At 59.3% G+C, this 19,350-nt stretch carries 20 protein-coding genes and 1 tRNA gene; 13 read left to right on the top strand and 8 right to left on the bottom strand.

Annotation, left to right across the window (positions count from 1 at the left end; genetic code table 11):
* Positions 1-23 precede the first annotated feature (23 nt).
* Together LGH82_RS23495 and LGH82_RS23500 are read left to right on the top strand one after the other, a co-directional pair.
* Positions 24-1,304, top strand: a complete 1,281-nt coding sequence (locus LGH82_RS23495) for an ATP-binding protein (protein ID WP_227345034.1) — start codon at positions 24-26, stop codon at positions 1,302-1,304.
* Positions 1,294-1,827 carry a response regulator transcription factor gene (locus tag LGH82_RS23500; protein ID WP_227345035.1) on the top strand — a complete coding sequence of 178 codons (534 nt, stop codon included), beginning with the start codon at positions 1,294-1,296 and terminating at the stop codon, positions 1,825-1,827. Before LGH82_RS23495 ends, LGH82_RS23500 begins: the two co-directional genes overlap by 11 nt.
* Positions 1,828-1,855: 28 nt before the next feature.
* On the opposite strand, the gene LGH82_RS23505 is transcribed toward LGH82_RS23500, so the two are convergent.
* Positions 1,856-2,203: a hypothetical protein gene (locus LGH82_RS23505; RefSeq protein WP_227345036.1), complete on the bottom strand. Its 348-nt coding sequence runs from the start codon at positions 2,201-2,203 to the stop codon at positions 1,856-1,858.
* Between the two features lie 266 nt (positions 2,204-2,469).
* A complete protein-coding gene (locus LGH82_RS23510; RefSeq protein WP_227345037.1) occupies positions 2,470-2,700 on the bottom strand; it encodes a hypothetical protein in 231 nt (76 codons plus the stop codon).
* Positions 2,701-3,098: 398 nt separating this feature from the next.
* Here LGH82_RS23510 and LGH82_RS23515 point away from each other — a divergent pair, with 398 nt between their 5' ends.
* The 3 genes from LGH82_RS23515 to LGH82_RS23525 all read left to right on the top strand — a co-directional run bounded on the left by LGH82_RS23515 (position 3,099) and on the right by LGH82_RS23525 (position 4,644).
* Positions 3,099-3,404 (top strand): DUF1236 domain-containing protein, encoded by a 306-nt coding sequence (locus tag LGH82_RS23515; protein ID WP_227345038.1) that lies wholly within the window; start codon positions 3,099-3,101, stop codon positions 3,402-3,404.
* A 186-nt stretch (positions 3,405-3,590) separates the two neighbouring features.
* The gene (locus tag LGH82_RS23520) at positions 3,591-3,743 is read left to right on the top strand and encodes a hypothetical protein (RefSeq protein WP_227345039.1); all 153 of its coding nucleotides are present in this window, start codon (positions 3,591-3,593) and stop codon (positions 3,741-3,743) included.
* Positions 3,744-3,822: 79 nt separating this feature from the next.
* Positions 3,823-4,644 (top strand): IS5 family transposase, encoded by an 822-nt coding sequence (locus tag LGH82_RS23525; protein ID WP_227345040.1) that lies wholly within the window; start codon positions 3,823-3,825, stop codon positions 4,642-4,644.
* 198 nt (positions 4,645-4,842) lie between these two features.
* Here the strand turns inward: LGH82_RS23525 and LGH82_RS23530 are convergent, their stop codons facing one another.
* Both LGH82_RS23530 and LGH82_RS23535 read right to left on the bottom strand, forming a co-directional pair.
* Positions 4,843-5,244: a hypothetical protein gene (locus tag LGH82_RS23530; RefSeq protein ID WP_227345041.1), complete on the bottom strand. Its 402-nt coding sequence runs from the start codon at positions 5,242-5,244 to the stop codon at positions 4,843-4,845.
* 206 nt (positions 5,245-5,450) lie between these two features.
* Positions 5,451-5,525 (bottom strand) — tRNA-Arg (locus LGH82_RS23535).
* 135 nt (positions 5,526-5,660) lie between these two features.
* Here LGH82_RS23535 and LGH82_RS23540 point away from each other — a divergent pair.
* The 5 genes from LGH82_RS23540 (at position 5,661) to LGH82_RS23560 (ending at position 10,396) form a co-directional block, all read left to right on the top strand.
* A complete protein-coding gene (locus tag LGH82_RS23540) occupies positions 5,661-6,998 on the top strand; it encodes a tyrosine-type recombinase/integrase (RefSeq protein WP_227345042.1) in 1,338 nt (445 codons plus the stop codon).
* Between the two features lie 383 nt (positions 6,999-7,381).
* Positions 7,382-7,597, top strand: a complete 216-nt coding sequence (locus LGH82_RS23545) for a helix-turn-helix transcriptional regulator (protein ID WP_227345043.1) — start codon at positions 7,382-7,384, stop codon at positions 7,595-7,597.
* Positions 7,594-7,845 carry a hypothetical protein gene (locus LGH82_RS23550; protein WP_227345044.1) on the top strand — a complete coding sequence of 84 codons (252 nt, stop codon included), beginning with the start codon at positions 7,594-7,596 and terminating at the stop codon, positions 7,843-7,845. The genes LGH82_RS23545 and LGH82_RS23550 overlap by 4 nt, the downstream gene beginning before the upstream one ends.
* Positions 7,842-8,165, top strand: a complete 324-nt coding sequence (locus LGH82_RS23555; protein ID WP_227345045.1) for a hypothetical protein — start codon at positions 7,842-7,844, stop codon at positions 8,163-8,165. The genes LGH82_RS23550 and LGH82_RS23555 overlap by 4 nt, the downstream gene beginning before the upstream one ends.
* A gap of 20 nt (positions 8,166-8,185) precedes the next feature.
* On the top strand, positions 8,186-10,396 hold the full coding sequence (locus LGH82_RS23560; protein ID WP_227345046.1) for an AAA family ATPase: 2,211 nt from the start codon (positions 8,186-8,188) through the stop codon (positions 10,394-10,396).
* A 323-nt stretch (positions 10,397-10,719) separates the two neighbouring features.
* Here the strand turns inward: LGH82_RS23560 and LGH82_RS23565 are convergent, their stop codons facing one another.
* From LGH82_RS23565 to LGH82_RS23580, 4 genes are all read right to left on the bottom strand, one after another.
* Positions 10,720-10,965, bottom strand: a complete 246-nt coding sequence (locus LGH82_RS23565; RefSeq protein ID WP_227345047.1) for a hypothetical protein — start codon at positions 10,963-10,965, stop codon at positions 10,720-10,722.
* 128 nt (positions 10,966-11,093) lie between these two features.
* Positions 11,094-11,660 carry a recombinase family protein gene (locus tag LGH82_RS23570; RefSeq protein WP_227345048.1) on the bottom strand — a complete coding sequence of 189 codons (567 nt, stop codon included), beginning with the start codon at positions 11,658-11,660 and terminating at the stop codon, positions 11,094-11,096.
* A 69-nt stretch (positions 11,661-11,729) separates the two neighbouring features.
* The gene (locus tag LGH82_RS23575) at positions 11,730-11,930 is read right to left on the bottom strand and encodes a hypothetical protein (protein ID WP_227345049.1); all 201 of its coding nucleotides are present in this window, start codon (positions 11,928-11,930) and stop codon (positions 11,730-11,732) included.
* Positions 11,927-12,640, bottom strand: coding sequence for a hypothetical protein (locus LGH82_RS23580; RefSeq protein ID WP_227345050.1), 714 nt, complete (start codon positions 12,638-12,640; stop codon positions 11,927-11,929). Before LGH82_RS23580 ends, LGH82_RS23575 begins: the two co-directional genes overlap by 4 nt.
* 555 nt (positions 12,641-13,195) lie before the next feature.
* On the opposite strand from LGH82_RS23580, the gene LGH82_RS23585 reads away from it, so the two are divergent.
* From LGH82_RS23585 to LGH82_RS23595, 3 genes are all read left to right on the top strand, one after another.
* A complete protein-coding gene (locus LGH82_RS23585; RefSeq protein WP_227345051.1) occupies positions 13,196-14,680 on the top strand; it encodes a hypothetical protein in 1,485 nt (494 codons plus the stop codon).
* A 3-nt stretch (positions 14,681-14,683) separates the two neighbouring features.
* Positions 14,684-16,363: a hypothetical protein gene (locus tag LGH82_RS23590; protein WP_227345052.1), complete on the top strand. Its 1,680-nt coding sequence runs from the start codon at positions 14,684-14,686 to the stop codon at positions 16,361-16,363.
* 288 nt (positions 16,364-16,651) lie between these two features.
* On the top strand, positions 16,652-19,327 hold the full coding sequence (locus LGH82_RS23595) for a DUF499 domain-containing protein (protein ID WP_227345053.1): 2,676 nt from the start codon (positions 16,652-16,654) through the stop codon (positions 19,325-19,327).
* Positions 19,328-19,350 lie beyond the last annotated feature (23 nt).

The following is a 19,350-nucleotide window of genomic DNA, read 5'->3' on the forward strand; positions in this document are numbered from 1 at the left end:
ATGGCCCAGGACCTGCCGGCCGCATGACCCTGCACGACAAGACCAACAAGCAGAATTTCCTGCTTCTGATCCAGTTGCGCTGGATCGCGGTCGGTGGTCAGGTCGTGACGATCCTGTTCGTCCGCTACGCGCTCGGCATCGGCCTGCCGCTGGTCCCGATGGCGGTGGTGATCCTGCTGCTGATCGCGCTCAACATCGCCAGCCTGCGCCGGCATGCCAGCCAGGACGCGATCACCAATACCGAGATATTCCTCGGACTCCTGCTCGATGTCGCCGCCTTGACGGTCCAGCTCTATCTGAGCGGCGGCGCGTCCAATCCTTTCATTTCGCTCTACCTGCTCCAGGTCATCCTGGGCGCGGTGCTGCTGGAGACGTGGTCGGTCTGGGCGCTGGTTCTCATCGCCAGCGCGTGCTTCATCGCATTGACCACGTTCTACCGTGAGATCAACCTGCCGCATACGCATGACGCCGGGTTGTTCAGCCTGCACATCCAGGGCATGTTCATCTGCTTCGTGCTCGCGGCGACGCTTCTGGTGCTGTTCATCACCAGGGTCCAGCACAACATTCGCACCCGTGACGCGCATCTGGCCGATCTGCGCCAGCAATCGGCGGAAGAGGATCATATCGTCAGGATGGGCCTGCTCGCCTCGGGCGCCGCGCATGAACTTGGCACACCGCTCGCCACGCTTTCCGTGATCCTCAACGACTGGCAGCGCATGCCGACGCTCAAGGCCGACCCGGAAATGGCGCAGGAAATCCGGGTGATGCAGGGCCAGCTGGACCGCTGCAAGAAGATCGTCTCGGGAATCCTGATGTCATCGGGCGAATTGCGCGGCGAGGGAACCGTTCGCACCTCCGTTGACGCCTTCCTGGCGGAACTGGTGGCTGAATGGAAGGTGACACGGCTGCCGCAAGGTTTCGAATACACCAAGCGTTTCGGAACCAACCAGGAGATCGTGTCGGATCCCGCGCTCAAGCAAGTGATGTTCAATGTGCTGGACAATGCGCTCGAAGCGTCGCCTCTATGGGTTGGGCTGATCGTCAGCCGCCGTGCCGACGATCTCATCGTCGAAGTCGTCGACGCGGGGCCGGGATTTGAAGAAGCCATGCTTGCTGAATTCGGCAAGCCTTACAGTTCGACCAAGAACCGGCCCGGCAGCGGGCTTGGCCTGTTCCTGGTCGTCAACGTCATCCGCAAGCTGGGGGGTACCGTCACCGTAAGGAACAGATCCGAGGGGGGAGCTTCGGTCACGTTGCATCTGCCGCTGGCTGCTCTGTCCCCAGGAGGGCACAATGCCGACTAAACGCTCGTTGCTGATCGTCGAGGACGATATCGCCTTCGCAAACGCGCTGCGCCGGTCTTTCGAACGGCGCGACTACGAAATACATAGCTGCCAAAGCGTCGACGGCGTGCTGGCGCTGATCGGCACGGTCGCATTCCGATATGCGGTCGTGGATCTCAAGCTTGCCGGCGGTTCGGGCCTCGAATGCGTCAAGGCGCTGCATGAACACGATCCTGAAATGCGGATCGTCGTGCTGACCGGCTTTGCCAGCATCGCCACGGCTGTCGAGGCGATAAAACTCGGCGCCTGCCAGTATCTTGCCAAGCCGGCCAACACCGACGACATCGAGGCAGCTTTCGGCCAGGTCGAGGGCGATGCGTCGGTGCCACTCACCGAAAGGCCGACGTCGATCAAGAACCTCGAATGGGAGCGTATTCACGAAACGCTGGTCGATACCGACTTCAACATCTCGGAGACGGCGCGGCGGCTGGGCATGCATCGGCGCACGCTGGCGCGGAAGCTCGAAAAGAGGCGCGTGAAGTAAGCGCGATCCGACGCTCGGCTTGCCATCGTCAGTCCATCGATGCCTGCGGCCCCGTCACGGTTCGCGGGCAGTCGAAGGAATCCCAATGGATGTCCTTCAAGACCCAGGAGGGTCGACTGCCGCATGCGTTTACCGGAGGAGAACAGGCCGGGCAGACGAAGGCGCCAAAGCTGTTGACCTCGATGGCTCCCTTCAGATCGACCGGGTTCACAATCGCAGCGAACGCGCCGGACCGATATTGAAACGCCACGATTTTCCCCGCGCCGCCGGGCCCGGTCCAACCATAGCGTGCGCGCGGTTCCTCGTAGCCATTGTCCTCCACCGACTCGAGATGCCCGGCGGAGCCTATGGATTTCTGAAGGTCGGCGAATGTCACGAGGCCTCGCAGATGTCTCGCCCAGGTCGCCGTTATCGCGAACGCGGTCACGCCCTGTCCCGATGCCGCCGGCCAGGATTGCGCGAAGGACGAGACCGCTAGCACCACCAATATCGACACCAATGTGAAAAGAGACGCCGTCCTTGCACTACGGCCCGGACGCTCTGCTTGCGACACCAGAACTGCCTTTATCCAATTGGAACACTGTCCGCGCGAAGAACCCGGCAAAGCGCCGGCTCTGACGGTCGTCCGGGAGACAGCGCTGATCACTGAACAGGCCTGTGGATGCGTCGTCCCATGACCATCCCGGCGTTATTCTTTGGAACGCCGCAGCCCTTCACAGCCATATGCGACCGGGCCTTGCGACATTTCAACTGCTTGGAAACACTGGAACCCAAGGTGTTGGATTTGCTGGCATTATAGTTGATCGACGCGTTGGCGGGAGCGCCAAGGCCAAGGCCGATGGCAAGTGCGAAAACGCCTCCGAGGATACGCATCTGTCAATCTCCGACACCGAACCGAGATCGAATGATAGCAGCGACCGCCAATGAAGGGTGGTCCCGCGCGGCTCAGGTGTCAAATCAAGATACCGTAACGGAAGCCGAGGCTATTTATCGGGCCTGCCATCCCCTCGCACGAGGCAAAATGCCCCACCATTGCCGACGGCGAGGGCAGGCATGGCTTAACTGCGCTCGAAGGCAGAGCGGACCCAAGAGACGCCGCCACCGCCAGCCAGCCGCCGCCAAACGCCGCTTCTGGCGGTTTGTTCCTGCGGAGAAGCCTCACTTGTCGAGTCAAACGGTTAGATTCTGTTCCGGGAACAAAGGCGCGGTCAGCACTTTGTATGCACGGCGACTAACGTAAGCGCCAGATGACCGAATAAGGGAGATAAACCATGAAAACGTATATGATCACCTTGGCAGCCGGCGCCATTCTGATGTCGGGCCTTGGAGTGGCAATGGCCGACACCATCATCGTCAAGCCGGATGATCAGAAGGTTTACCGGGAATACGTTCACAAGAACCCGCTTGCATCGATCAAGCTGCCCGGAGTCGAACTGAATGTCGGCACAAGACTTGACGACAAGGTCGAACTTCGAGAGGTGCCCAACGAAAGATACCAGTACACCGTCATCGAAGGAAGAACGGTGCTGGTAGATCCCGATACCCATCAGGTCGTTCAGGTTCTGGATGCAGAATGATCAGCCAATGGCCCGCGCGAAAGCGTGGGCCATGATTGCGCTGGGTGTCGGAGGGGGTGCGCCGTTGTCAAATAGTCGTCGTGATTGCAGTGCTTTCTGTGACCACCGCCGCAATCAAGTCGATGTCCATTAGCGTTTCCTCACGAAATAGGATATGATGACTAGCTTGGGCGGGGAGATGGCACCATGCGTGCCGACAAAGGCTATCAAGGGAACTCACAAAAACTTCAGCGGTTCGACCGTCTCAGTGTTATGACACTTGTGCTGATCTCCAGCCTGTACGTCATCCTGGTGACGGTGGTCGAATTCGGCGAGGATTTCGGGTTCTACTGGCCTTAGTGTCTGACCCAAAAAGAAGTTGGGTGATATCAATGACTTGTGATTCAGTCGGAGTTGCGAAGCCTCGACGGAGCATCCCATGTGGACTGATATCACCCGCGCCAAGCATGCCCGAAAGGGACTACGTTATTCAAGTGATTTGACGGACGCGGAATGGATGGTTCTGGGACCGCTGCTTCCGCCTCGCTCGGCGCTTGGCCGGCCGCCGAAATGGTCGCAGCGGTCTATCATGGAGGGCGTGTTTTATGTGCTGCGTAGCGGTCTGCCTTGGCGAATGCTGCCCAGGGACTTGCCGCCGGTATCGACCGTGCAGCGCTATTTCTACGCTTGGCGCGACAGCGGCCTTTGGACCACGATCAACCACCTGCTGCTGATGGCCGTGCGTGTCGCCGCAGGTCGGGAGGCGTCGCCCAGCGCCGGCGTAATCGACAGCCAAAGCGTGAAAACCACTGAAAGCGGCGGGCTTTGCGGCTACGATGCGGGCAAGAAGATCAAAGGCCGAAAGCGCCATATCCTGACCGACACCTTGGGCCTGCTGGTCGCGGCGATCGTCCATACCGCTGACATCCAGGACCGAGACGGCGCCCCCGAGGTTCTGGCTTCCATTCGGGAAAGCTTCCCCTGGCTGCGCCACGTCTTCGCCGATGGCGGCTACGCCGGTGAAAAACTCCAGACCGCGCTCAGGGGAAAAGGTGGCTGGACCCTCGAAATCATCAAGCGATCCGACGCCGCAAAAGGCTTCGTCCTGCTGCCGCGCCGGTGGGTGGTCGAGCGAACTTTCGCCTGGTTCGGCCGCAACCGCCGCCTGTCCAAGGACTTCGAGGAGACCATCGAAAGCTCCACCGCCTGGCTGCTCCTCGCATCCGTTCAACTCATGACACGGCGGATCGCAAACCAATGATATCAATCAGAAACATTATGAGTCAGACTCTTAGAAAAGCGGCTGTCATCCTAGCGTTGGGAACAGTGTTCTGGTCTGCGGCGAGAACAGCCCGCAAATGATCCGCCGCCTCGAAATTGTCGACTCATGCCAAGGCGGGTTTTCGAGTTTCTGGTGGGAACGCCATAAAGGGCGGATGGTCGCCCGGAACCGACGCGATCAAATATTGAAGACGTGCGAAGCACTCAGCCCGGCAAGGAGCACGCCCGCAATAAGAGCGATGATCGAGGCGAGGAACCAGCGCAGCGTGACTTGATAGACCGGCTCGTCGTCGTCCCGTGGTAGCAGCGACCGCCACAATGCGAGGAGCTGAAGGACGATGGCCAGTGCCAGCAGGAGCGTCGCCAGGATCGAGGCACCCGACCATCCGCCCTCGGCTTCGAAATTCCAGTACCGCAGGAAAAGAAGCGAAAATCCGAGCAGCACGGTGATAGCGGAGATGACACCCTGTCGGTAGCCGGTGGGCAGCGGAACCCTGCGCGCCTTGATTGCCTGAGGATCCGGCTCGATGGCCTCCTGGCGATCGTCATCCGGGCGCTTGGGTGGGTAGATCATCTTCATTCCATATCCGGCACTTCGCCGTGGGTAGCACGGTCGATGGCCCTTGAATTGGTCCCCGAGTGCCGGATCGGCATGCCTGTTCCAAGCTAAGACACCGACATGTTGTCCGGAAAGCGCCTTGGCAGTTCGGATGGCGCCTTGGAAACCAAGGTATTGATTTGCAACATGATTGCACCAACGATCAGGCGTTAAACTCTTGATTTTGTTGGTGATCCCGACAGGAATCGAACCTGTGACCTACAGATTAGGAATCTGTCTCGATAGCATTGATTGATATCGATATGCATACTAAAAACAGGCGCAAATCCTTGAAAATGCACGATTTGTTTTGAAATTCGGATCGAAAGTCATCGTTCTGCATACTTGCGCATAATCGACGGAAGCGTTACCTTTAGTCACCTTTGGAGGTAACAGCCATGCCGAAATTGAAGCTCACCGACGCCACGCTTAAAGCTCTCAAACCGCCACCCGCTGGCCAGGTTGATTATTTCGACAATCTCTTGCCGTCCTTCGGCGTTCGCGTGGCCTTCACCGGCACCAAAACCTTTTTCGTGTTCGACCGCGTAGGCGGAAAGCTCAAGCGCATGACCATTGGCCGCTATGGTCCTTCGCCCTTGTTTGGCCTGGCAGAGGCCCGAGAGAAGGCGAGAACCTTCAAGGCCAGTGCTGAACGCGGGGCCGATCCCGTCGATGAAGCGAAGCGCGAAGCTGCCGCAGCCGAGGCCAGCACGTTCGGCAAGGCGGTGGAAAGCTTTCTGGCGCGCCAGAAATCGAGGCTGGCTGCGTCAACCCTTCGTGAATACAAGAACTGCCTCACCGGGCAGGACGTGGCCGATTGGAAGGACCGGCAAATATTCTCGATCAGCAAAGCGGACGTGAAAGGGGTGCTCGACAAGATCGACAAGCGCGGCAAACCCTCCGCCTGCAACCACGCGCTCGCCCATATTCGTCTGTTCTTCAACGACTGTATCGACCGCGACTTGATGGAACATTCTCCCGCAAACCGCGTGAAGGCGCTGCACGACAACACCAAGCGCGACCGCGCCTTGTCTGCCGATGAACTGGCCATCGTGGCGGCAGCGCTCCGCGATGACGACGCCACGTTGTGCGTCATGTACGGCGTCAACGATGTACCACCGCTGTCCGACACGCTCCGCGACTATTTCCTAACCCTCATGCTCACCGGCCAACGGCGCGCCGAAGTCGCCGGCATGACATGGGATGAGGTGCATGACCTCACCGGCAAAGACCCGCGTTGGGAGTTATCCGGCAATCGCACCAAGAACGGCTTGCCGCATATGGTGCCATTGTCGCCTACGGTCGCCGCGATCTTACAACGACGCAAGGCATTGGGAGATGCCGAGAGGCGGAAAGCGGAGGCACTGGCGAAGCGAGACGGCGGCGAAGCGCTGGCAAAGCTCAACAGCGATGCGGTCTTCGCCGGCACCCTGCACAACACCAATCGCGCAAAGGTCGCCCTTGACTCCCGCGTAACCGCTGTGGCCAAGGCCATGGGCCGTCCCGCCCTTCCACACTGGACCGGCCACGATCTGCGGCGAACGATGGTCACAGGGATGAACGAAATGGGCATCGCCCCGCATGTTGTCGAGGCGGTTGTGAACCATATCAGCGGAGCGGCAAAGGCTGGCGTGGCTGGTGTGTATAACAGGGCGCTGTATCTGCCTGAGCGCCGGGCAGCATTGAATGCGTGGGCGCATCATGTCGCGGCCTTGGAGCCGACGCGGGCGAGCTGATCGTTTAACCGACAGTACCCTAGAAAGATTGCGCCTCGCGCGAGCAAGCCGACCAGTGGCAGTAGGCCAGCCTCCGAAACCTAGGTATTCGCGACGCAAATTTCAAGCTTCCAAAGGAAACCCAAGTCAAAAATATAGTCGTTGCTTTAATCTCCGGCCCTATGATTTAATCATCTTCTTTCGTCTTTTCGACGGAACAGAGGGCGAACACCCCGGCATGTTCCGACCGGACCGCTAACACTCTGGCGAGGGGGTGCAATCAAGAACACCCTCCTTACGGATCAATCCCAATGCGTCGAAGTACTACGGCCTAGGTCCGCCCTTAAACACGCGTCCTCTTGGCTGGCAACACCAACCGGCCAACGGCCGAAAAGGAAACCGCGATGACCCCTCGCGACGCAATTGACGATCCGCTTCTGACTACCGACCAGGTAGCCGAGCGGTACAACTTTCATCCCCAATCTCTCCGCAATCTTCTGGCCAAGGGGAAAGGCCCCAAGGCCATCAAGCTACCTGGCGGACGCATCCGCTACCGCGCCAGTGATCTCTTGGCCTGGGAAGTCTCGGGCATTGCCGAGCCCGCCAGGGTGGCGTCATGAACGCCGTCATCCACACCGCACCCTCAGAGGCGGCGGAGAACTGGCTTCACTACACCCTCACGACGCGCACAGATCATCAGATTAGGCTCCCGGAGGCGCTGCGTCAGGGGCGGCAGGCTGGCCACCGCGCCAAGGAGGTAGTTGCCGCGAAACGGCGCCTTCAAAGGGATGGCCTCATCGAGATAGCTCGGGACGGCAAGGGAAAGCTGGTTTGGCGCTTGGTCGTCGAAGGCAGGAGGGCAGCATGACCAGCAGCATCGTGGAGAACATCATGGGTGACGCTTTCGCCGGCGCGGCATACGCCGATGACCCGTCGCTCTTCGCCAACGTGAACGGCATCGGCGGCTTTTTCGGTGAGCTTGTCCGGCGTGCCGCCGCAAAGGCGGCTGCTACTGGCCGCGCCGTTGAGATCGCCCCCGGCGTCACGGTTCGCATTACCAGCACCTCGCCACCGCTGATCGATGTCTGCGCCGCTCCCGGCGTCGACCTCAACGAGGTGGCGCGGGGCTTCCGGTCCCCTCCCAATGGAAAAACCCGCCGCTCCGGGGAAAAGCGGCGGGCTCAGTAACCCGAAGAAAGTGAAACAAAATGCCCATTCAGTCTAATGAAACTGATTGCAAAAAGCGATCAGTTTCATCCAAGCTTGCCGCCGCGCGCTGGCTCATCGACCACTACCCCGAGTGCAACCTCTTTCCGGTCACGCCGGGCCAGAAAACGCCGCCGCTGTTCAAGGACTGGCCGTCCAGGGCCTCACGCGATCCGGCCAAATTGCAGAAATGGTTCGGCGGGCCTCACCCGGCTAATATCGGCATTGCCTGCGGTCGCGTTGTGGTGCTGGACCTGGACTGCAAGAACGGACTGGACGGGGTGGCCGTCCTGGATGCTATGGCAAAGGAAGCCGGCGAAGCGCTCCCCGATGGGCCTGTCCATTCGACGCCGACCGGCGGCAAGCATCGCCTCTATCTCGTCGAGGGCGTCAAACTTTCTAACAGCGTCGGCAAGCTTGGACTGAACGTGGCGCGCCGTCTCGGGCTGGCCGGTCCCGATGGCGAAAGCAGCGGCATCGACGTTCGGAGCTTTGGCGGCTATGTCGTGGCGCCAGGTAGCATCACCAACGCCGGGACGTACACTGTCGAACACAAGGCCCCGTTGCCCGACATGCCGCAATGGTTGATCGACGCAATCCTGGCCGCATCCGCGCAGGCCGAGCCGCGCAAGGCGCCGGAGGGCTTGGAACTGGACACGCCTGCCGCTATCGCCAATACCGCGCGCTACCTCGCTCTCGACGCCAAGCCGGCTATACAGGGCAGCGGCGGCGATGCGCAGACATACGCAGTCTGTGCCGGGGCCCGGGATTTCGGCATCAGCGAGGCCGTGGCGCTCGACCTCTTGCTAGAGCACTATAATCCCCGCTGCATCCCGCCGTGGGAACCGGAGGACATGGCCGTAAAGGTGGCCAACGCCTACGCCTATTCTCAAAACGAGATAGGCGCCAAAAGCATCGAAGTCGAGTTTGGCGACCTGGATGCAGAGCGCGACGCCGAACTGCAACTGTGCAATGACCTGGGCTTGGACGTGCCGGCGATGATCCGCACCGCCGCAGCGAATGCTAAAGCGAGGGCGGAGGAGGAGGACGGCGACGCCAAGTCTGTCACCTCGCGCATCCACGCCGCGCCGTTTGTCTGGCGTGATCCCGCCACGATCCCGCCCCGCCAATGGCTGTTCGGGAACCACTATATTCGCGGCTTTGCCACCGGCACCGTTGCCCCTGGCGGCGCCGGCAAGACCGCTATGACACTGACCGAGGCGCTTTCTATGGCCACGGGGCGCGACCTCATCGGCGGCAACCCGAGGCCGGCGCCTCTGAAGGTTTGGATATGGAACCTTGAAGACCCTGCCGAGGAAGTCGAGCGGCGCTTTGCCGCCGCCGTTCAGCATCACGGCATAGAGCCGGCCACGCTGAACGGCCAACTGTTCGTCAACTCGGGACGCGACACGCCGCTTGTGATCGCCAAGAAAGTCCGCGAGACGATCACGGTGCTGGAGCCGGTCATCGACAACTTGGTGGCCGAAATCCGCGCCAACAGCATAGACGTGCTCATCATCGACCCATTCGTGAGCAGCCATAGCCTGCCGGAGAATGACAACGCGGCAATGGATGCCGCCGTCAAGGCATGGGCGCGTGTCGCTCACCTTGGCCGTTGCGCCGTCGAATTGGTGCACCACTCGCGCAAGCTTGGCAGGGAGGAAGCATCGGCGGAGAGCGCGCGCGGCGGCAGCGCCTTTGTCGACGGTTGCCGTGGCGTTCGCGTCATCAACCGCATGTCCAACGATGAAGCTGCCAGGCTTGGTATTTCAGAGCCGCGTCGGTTCGTCTGCATGGCGGACGACAAGCCGAACATGACGCCGCCGCCTGCCGGCAAGCGGGATTGGTTTCAGCTTGTGTCGGTGCAACTGCCGAACGGCGACAACGTGGGAGCCGTCGACAAGTATACGCCGCCTAATCCACTTGACGACGTGACGCCGGATCACCTCGCCCGTGTCCAGGCCCTGTTTACGGGGGGTGCTTACCGGGAAAGCGATCAATCGCCGGAATGGGGCGGCTATGCTGTGGCCAGTGTGCTCGACCTCGACATCGGTGACAAAAGCGGTCGCACGCCGGAACAGAACGCCGCACGGGCCAAGGTGAAGGACATTCTGCGCAAGTGGATGGCCGCCGAGGTGATCGGGATTGATACGCGCAAAGATCAGAACCGGGTGGCGAGGCGCTTTTATGCTGCATCGCCTGCAACACCCTAGGTGATGCAACGGTGATGCAGGCGATGCAAAATCACTGCATCACCCCACCCACGTAAGGGGTGTGGGGTGTTGCGGTGCAGGTGATGAGGCAGATCTTCAGGTAATGCAAAAGCGCGCCATTGGCCTCATCACCAAAACCGTGGCCCCGCCGATGAGCTGCAAGGGGCTGGCAGCACGGCGATGAGGGAAATAGGTACGGTGGGCGATGAGCCTAGGCTGTTAGGCGACTAAGCGGTCACGTCATCCCGATTTGAAAGAACGGTCATGCGCACGCGCAGGAACGTGGCGCAAAGATTGGCTGTACTTTCTGCCAAACGGGGCGCTCACTCAACTTCCTGCTTTTTCACTTCCGCCTTCGCTGCAACCGATTTGCTTATTTCAGCCACCACGCCCCCTGCGATGCCGATCAGAAAACACAACACCCCACGGTCGATAGCCTGGCCTAGGGTTCTTGATCCGAAGTATCGGGGAGCCATAGTTGGGTCGATGGAAAAGGCAAGCGCCACCTGAAGGCCACCAAGGATCACCAATAGCCACGCAATGACCAGCGCCAACTTTGTGAAGAACATAATCCCTCCATCCTCATGTCCTTACTCGTAGTTACTTTGCGCCGACGACAACCGCAACTGGGCTTGATTGCGGCCCCTTCGCCCGTAGCTCCCGGCGCGCGGGCCTTTATCGTTTAAACGAATTTCGCTCACTCGACGATGCGCGAACCGTCCAGCACCTTCTGCACAGTGGCTTTGGAGAAGCCGACTTTCGCCGCCGTCGCGCGGATCGACAAGCCGTCTGCACGCGCCTGCTTGATCGCTGCCACAGCTTCCGCCGTCAAAAGCGCCGGCCGGCCGCCCGTCCTGCCTTCGGCCTTGGCCGCCGCAATGCCTTCCATCTGGCGCTCCTTACGCAGCGCCGTCTCAAATTCGGCGATGCTGGCCAGGATGCCGAAGACGAGCCTGCCGGTGCGCGTGGTGGTGTCCACGCCGGAATCGTCCAGCACCTTGAAGCCGACGCCCTTGGACGCCAACTCGTCAGCGACCTGGTGCAGATGGCTGGCGGAGCGCGCCAGGCGATCAAGCTTTGTGATCATCAGCACATCGCCCTCCCGCACGTACTCCAGGCACCGCGCCAGCTCCGGCCGATCCTTGTCCAAGCCGGACTGCTTTTCAGTGAATATCTTGGTGGCGCCGGCCGCAGTCAGCTTTTCCACCTGGGTTTCGTAGTTCTGCCCGGTGCTCGATACCCTGGCATATCCGACGATTGTCATTTGCGTTCCTTCCACGGTTGGGATTTAGCGTTCAACCATGCCGCGCGGCAAGCGCGACACGGCAGAGCGCTAGTCGGCTCGGATCATCACGTCGTACAGATTGGATGGATGGCAGGTGAGCTTGGTGCGTTGCCGGTCTTTCAACTCGACGAGCACCAAGCCGTGCTCATCGACGCCGCGAAACAGATATCGCGTCGAGCCTCTTCGCGAGCTGATTTCTTCATACGGCCTAAGCTCGACGATACCGCGCTTGAAATGGAAAGCTTTCATGGTCGTTCCCTTCCTGATTTGCGTTTAAACGGAGCGCGCGCCGTAGCCGGCGCGGCGGCTTCGCCATCATGCGGCGACGATGTGGAATGACGACTGGCAGCAATCGCAGGTGGCCGAAAACGTGTCGCGGCCGACCCTAGCCTTGACGGCCGGAACGCATGCGCATTCGAATAAACGCAAGCGACTGCCGGAACCGGCGCCACGCGACTTGCCGCCCTTTGTGCCGATGCCGGCCGGGCATGGTTTAACGCAACGGTACGGCCGAAGCGGTTTGTCAGAACGGCGACAGGCGCGCCATCATTCGGCTTCGGCAGGGCGTTGACGGCAAGCCGGATGCCAGGTGTGAAGTCTGCCCAGCGGTATTGATGGCCGGCCGCATGGCAATGCCGCAGGCCCAGCCGTTGGCAGGCATCCTTCCACTGCTTGCCGTGCCCGGCTTCGAAGCCGGCGACGACGTGGCCCAGCTCATGAATGGTAGTGCCGGCGAGTTGGCAGGTGTTTTCCTCGCCGAAGGCGCACACCTCGACAAACGGTGCCGGAGCCTCGGAACCGTTCTGCCATTTGCTGTAATAGGTGACGCCGCGCAACCCGGCTTCGCCAGCGCCGAACACAAGCTTGATGGATGAGAGCTTGGCGGCATCGTCGGCATTTGCCGAAGCCGCGACGATATCCGCAACGGCGCGGACGTATTGTTCATGTGTCGTGGTCATTCCCGTACCCTTTCGCCTCACACCTATGTGTCCCATAATTAAGGTACGCAAAAGGTACTGTCAATAGCGGTGTACTAGAAATGTTTACCAAAGGGTACATGCTGAAGGACCGAAGATTAGCAGCCAAGAGAAGCGGACAAGGTGCATACCCTTGGCACGCGACGATCAGTTTAACGCGGCGCTGGATTGAGCCGCTCTATGCCCAGCTCAATTGTCGGTCGGCCCGTACGGCGGATTCGCTACACTTTGTTTCGGCGGACGGGGGGGCGGACGGGTGGTACACCCAAACTCGAACGAGCGATGAAAGATCCCGCATACCCCGAGGGATAACAGAGGGCTCGCGCGGGCCGCCGCTTTCTGCCCTTAATGATTACGCGGCGGCCAGTGCGCTGGCACGCGCGCGGGTAAGCCGATCGCGATCAAACCGATATATTCCAGGGGCTTCCCTAACGGCGGCCAACGCCAAAGAGCTAGCTACAACTATAGCAACACTCGTACAGGCACCGCTTCCGGGTATACCACGGGCGTGCGACCAGCTTTTCTAAGCAGCCCCTGATGGTTATCGTGGACCGCTCGACACAAAAGGAATACGACGTGAACGCCTCACCGAATGAAATTGAAGGTGCGCTCGACTTGAGCAGCTTGGACGCGGCTCGCGAGAGTGCGGTCCGTCTACAAAGAGACAAGCAGCTTGTCAGCGCCACGCGCGACGCCGGTTTTTTTGCACGTATTGAAAGGCTTTGGAACGCTGCTCGCGACAAAGACGGTGTCGATCTGTTGAAAGCGGTCTCATTGCTTTTTCGGATATCCGCAGTTGCCAAGCACGTCAGGCCCCGATTCGAGGATTTGGTGTCTCAGATCGCGAATGTCCCTGCTGCAAGCCCGCAGACATTGGTTGAGAGCGATGACCGTCGCTATCTGGGCGAGGGTCTCAGGTTTGCGTCTGGCTCGTGGAAAGCGAACTACGCAGCGCAAGCAGCGGTCGAGGAGGTATCAGGAGAAGAAGCCCGCGAGCAATTTGTAGCTGTTTTGGTAGAAAGTGTGGGTAGTCTTGGAGGTGCCCTTCAAGCCTTGCGCTTCGAATTCGACTCCTGGCGGGTTGATACGCAGGACGTCGGGGCTAGTCGCGCTCGGAGGATGGCGCGAATTGTCTCTTGTCTCAAGAGAATAGTGATCGAGCAAGATCCGGAGGTCGGCAACGACGTGGGAGCTGCTCTCCTGGCATTTGCGCGATCTGCGATTGCAGGTGAGCCAATTTTAGACGTCAGTGCTCGCGTGCAAGCGGCCGAGGCGCTGTTGGACCTTGCTTCAAGTATCGTTCGTTTTCATTTTTCGATTGCTTCGGATTCCGAGACATACGCGGTAGTTGCCTTTGTGCGGCGTTGGTTTCCTTCGGACAACCCCCCGACCGAGCTACAACCTATTCTAAATATCGTCGGGAGGCAGGTCCTAGAGGCTCTAATTTTCCTTGGCAAACAGGGCGTCCCGAACGATCAACTTCGGAGGACGTTTCTGTTGGTCCTCGGTGAATCCCGTGGATTGGTCGAGCTTCGGCAGGTCGGCAGCGAATTACCGGGGATTCCGGAAGAATTGCGCCACTGGTTTCTGTCCGGTAGGCTAAGTAGCGTCAAACTCGCAACCAATGACGCTGTCGATGAAACAGCGTTAAGGACTATCGACAGGGATATTGCCTATCTGTTCCGAGACGCGTCCGATCTAGTCGCAACCCTAGACCGAATAGAGGACGATCTTCCTGCTGCGATGTCGAATTACGAGCCGAGGCTTGTCCCGAGCGTTACGCGCCTCAGCGAGGGGGTTAAGCGAATCACGCAACGAGTGAATGTGGTAGCGGCGCGACGGCAAATGCGATTTGGCGGAATGATCGGCCAACTCGTCGATTTCAATCCTGTTGACCATGAACTGCCTTTCGAGAGCTTGAAGGGAAGCGTTGCCAAGATTAAGCTTCCTTCCGTGATTAAAGGGGCCGAAGGGGCGCCGCCGATCGTTATTTTAAAGGCGGAAGTTGAGGGGGATGGCTAGCCAATGGAAATTGATACAGCGCGGATTTTAACAGCTAACTTACTTGATCGCGTGTCTGCTGCGAGTGACGGACGTACGTATCGGCTTGACGGAGCGATCACTCAAGGAGAGCTGGACGCGTTAAATCTGCTTGCTGGGCGGGCATCGGTGCCCGTTTCACCATCAGAGCCGAGGGCAACGCAAGGGTTGGATCATGCCACCAGCGTCACGCGCACCTCCGAAACGAATTCCTTAGCAGCAGTGCCCATCATCGGCAAAGCTAAGCTGGAAACGGCAGCCCTTGTTGCCGAGGCTGATCCGACTGTCTTCGCTTGCATCGACTTCGGAACTGCTTTCTCCAAGGCGGCAGTTTGGAAAAGCGACGACTCCAGGCCCATTCCGCTCGACTTGGAGCAGGCTGGATCGGGGACCCCTGGCTTCACGATCCCATCTTCAGTCTACATAACTGGAAATTCGGTCTTCTTTGGCCATCGGGCACTGGAAGAAAGCAGGCGCGAGAACAATCCAGCCAGAGAGCGCTTCGACTCACCTAAGCAATGCTTAAGCATAGATGACCCAGACGACATCGATAGGGAAAGCGTCGGCGTTGCAATTGACCCGTCCCAAACGTTTACTCGGGGCGATCTACTCAGACTATATCTCGCCTATTTAACGTCGTGCACGGCTGAGCGGATGGAGGCCCATGGATTATCTCGGCACACTCAGCGACGATTTGCAATACCGGTTTGGCGTGGAAAGCAACTCGAATCGGCCTCGTCGCTGCTACGGCGTTCGTTGCTGGAAGCTCAAGTGATTGCGGACAGCGTTGATCCTGAGGTCTGGGGGAAGGGGATCTCGATTTCGTTTGCCAAGTCGCTTTTGAACGCACTTCCTGACTTGGATGCTGAGCTAATTGCAAATTCAGAAACGGTGCTAGACCATGTCTTGGAACCGATGGCTGCTGCGGCTGGTTTGACGGATCATGTTCGCAACAAGAAGGCTCGTGTGCTGGTCGCCGACATCGGCGCAGGGACGAGTGACTTCGGGGCCTACCAGTTCGTTCTTCCTGCGGCTGGACGCGCCCGAGCGCATCCGTTCTTGAACAGCGAAAGCGCGTTAAAGCAAGCTGGCAATCGTCTCGACGAGTTTCTAATACGGTTCATCGTTGAAAGGAGTGGAACGCCGGTCGGTTCAGACGCAGCCGTACGGATCGCTAAGTTTCTAATGAGAGACATTCGCGAAACGAAGCAAACGCTTTTCACGGTAGGTAGCGTTTTTGTCAGCATTCCCGACTTCTTTGACATGACCATTACGCGCGATGAGTTCTCGCAGGATCCTCACGTAACTCAATTTGGCAGAACAATCGGTGGGCAAATTGCGAAGACAATTGAGAATGCTGGTGCAAAGAACTTCACGGAGGACGGGGTAAGCACCTATGCAATTCTTACAGGAGGCGGCGCCGGCCTCCCGATGATTCGCGACCTATTCAATGCTCCTTTTCCCACCAGTAGCGGAGACGTTAGCCTCCGGTTGGTGGATGCGACGCCAGACTGGGCTCTCGACGCGGGGGATGACGTACTTGCTATATTTCCTCAACTGGCCGTATCGAGCGGGGGCTCGTCTCCCGACCTTATTGAAGTGCGCTCATCCGTTAGCGATTTGACACAAGCGCCCCGGAGGGTTTGGGGACCAAGGTGGACTTGACTATGGGTTCGGCGTTTAAATTGTTGGCCAATTCGCCCTACACTCCTACAGTTCCCTACAGATTCGCACGGTGGGGCGACGAATAGATCGGTTTTGGGCAACCCAGGGCGCTTGTAACTTTCGGGCGAGTCGCTGGGGTAACGGTTCCAGTGGAGACGTTTGCTAAAGAGACTCCTGACTCGCTGCGATTGCAGGAGAGTGGGACCCTTTTCAGTTCGGCTCGAACACTGAAATCTGACGATAGTTGGCACCTGAAGATCGGGCTGCCAGAAGATTGGAACGAGATTGATGCTTGGGCTGACTTTACGCGAAGAATTTCGAGGCAAGCGCCTCAAAGGCACATCCATCGAGCTGTCCAACGATCAGCATACTGGTGCAACCCAGATTGCAGCCAAGCAGTTCCTGGAAATCACCTATCCCACGCATGACCTGCTGAAGGGCATCGAGGCCGTCGGCCCTAACCAGGGCCGTCCCGTGGTCGTAATCGGCGAACGCGGTCTCGGTAAGTCGCACTTGTTGGCCGCGCTCTACCACGCGGTGACTGATCCAGCATCGACCGGGGCGTGGCTCAAAGAGTGGGCTACCAAGCTGGCTGACCCAGGTATCGGCAGCATCGCGCTACGTGACGGGATGTATGTCATCGGCGAAAGCCTGCACCGTCAGCGCTACAAATTCTTATGGGACGTGCTGTTCGAGAACCACCCGCACGGCCCCTTCATCAAGGGCAAGTGGGAAGGCCAAGGCGAATCCAAGACCGAAATCCCGTCCGACAAGCTCATTATCGAGCTGTTGGAGAATAAGCCGACGATGCTGCTGCTGGACGAGTTCCAGACGTGGTTTGACGGTCTCACCAACACCAAGCAGTATCCGTGGAAGCACTGGGCGTTCAACTTCATCCAGATCCTTTCGGAGATTGCCAAGGAACGCCCCGACCTCCTGGTACTGGTGATCTCAGTGCGGAATGGCGGAAGCGATGCCTACCAGCAGGTGCATCGCGTCAACCCGGTCGCCATTGACTTCAAAGCAGGCGGTAGCGCCGAACGCATCCAGCAGGATCGTCGCCGGATGCTGCTCCACCGCCTGTTCGACAACCGCTTGCAGATCGCCAACGGCACGATTGAATCGCTGATTGCCCCGCATGTCTCCGAGTCTTTCCGTCTCCTCGCCGTGCCCCCGGCCGAGCAGGAGCGCAAACGTCAGGAGTTCACCGAATCCTGGCCCTATTCAACACACCTGCTGCGGTTGCTCGAAGAACAGGTGCTGATCGCCACCGACGCGCAGGAAACGCGAGACCTGATCCGAATCCTCGCGAACCTTTACAAGAGTCGCGGTGAGGCCGTCCCGCTGCTCACCGCTGCTGACTTCCGGCTGGACGAAGATTCCTCGGGTATTGGCGCATTGCTGGAAGCCGTGGCCAACCAGCATCACCGCACGTTGCGCGAGAAGGCGCAGCAGAACATTATCTCGGTGACAGAGGCAAGGCACGACCACGCCAGTATCGTACCGCATCTGCAAGAAATCGTCGGCGCGTTGTGGCTGCGCTCGATTGCCGTGGGCAATCTCGCCGGCGCTGAACCAGCCACTCTGCAACTGGACATTACCCGCACTAAGCCGGTGGACGACAACGCCTTTCAGGTCGAGCTGGCAACCATTGTCGAGAACAGCTTCAACATTCACCAGGAAGGCATCAAGCTGCTGTTCCGGGAGCAAGAGAACCCGCGCGCCAAATTGATAGCTTATGCGCGCAACGACAAGTTATTCGCCGATGGCGCCGACCAGGCTCAGCTTGCCAAACAGACGCGCTATGTCATCGCCGGCAGCGACGAGGTGGCCAAGACCTTTCGCGTAATCGCTTTGCCGAAATCATGGGGCAGCGATCCGTGGAAATCGCTCGACGACGCCGAGCATCCTGACAGATGGGATGACCGTCTTCCCATTCTGGTGCTGCCCGAAGAGCCGGACAAGCTCGACGCCACGCTTGGGCGTTGGCTCATAGACCAACTGCAGAAACGCCGCAACACGGTGCGCTTCCTGCTGCCGCGCGCGGGCAGCATAAACGCCTTTCTGGATCGGGATCTGCTCATCCTCGCCCGCGCCGAAATGAAGGCGCAGGAATGGGGTAGCCAGAACCCCGAGTACAAAAAGCTGCATAAGGAATTCGAGAACACCCTCCGCGACAACCTCAAGAAGCGGTTTGATCGATTCGCCGTTCTGCAACGCTGGAATTTTACTGATCCTGCACAGTGCAAGTTCAGCGTCGAGCGTCTCGACAAGCAGGGATCTCAAATTCCCGAGGCTATCGAAGAAGCCCTGGTAAACGACCTATTCGTGCCGGAGGACTTCGAGGAGTTGGTGCTCGAATTTGCCAACAATAACGAAGCGGTCGGCAAGCTGCTGCGGGAACTGCAAGAGCCGCGCCCATCTGGGCAAGACTGCATTCCGTGGTTGGGCGAAACGGCGATGAAAGAGCGCCTTTTACGCCAGTGCGCCAGGGGCAAGATCGCGCTCAACGTGCGTGGCATGGAGTACCTGCAAACCCATCCGGGCGAAGATGAAGACACCGCCTGGCGACGCTTGCGGCCAAGGCTCTCGCTCACAGGCCGTCATCTCGATGATGTGTTTGTGATGCTTCCTTCAGCAGTGCCTGCGACAGGCGGCTCTATGCCACCGGGGCCATCGCCCACAGGTGGCGGACTTTTCGGTGGCGACGGCACAACGCCCTCCGGCCCACCAGCATCTGGAGGCGAGACAGCTACCAGCGATCCCTCCGCGCCCACGCCGGGGGGCATCTTCGGTGGCGCCACCACGGGCGCCAAACCGCGCACTCCGCTGTCCAACCCGGCTACGTCGCCGCTGAACCTGATTGGAAAGATCGAAGGCTGGGGCATTGGCCCGGCCACGCGCGTGACCGAGGTCGATCAAACTGCCTGCCGCCAACGGCGCGCAGCTCAAGGAACTGCTTAGGAGGCTGCCCGATGGCATGACCT

The sequence above is a fragment of the Mesorhizobium sp. PAMC28654 genome (genome assembly GCF_020616515.1).
In the GTDB taxonomy this organism is placed as follows: domain Bacteria; phylum Pseudomonadota; class Alphaproteobacteria; order Rhizobiales; family Rhizobiaceae; genus Mesorhizobium.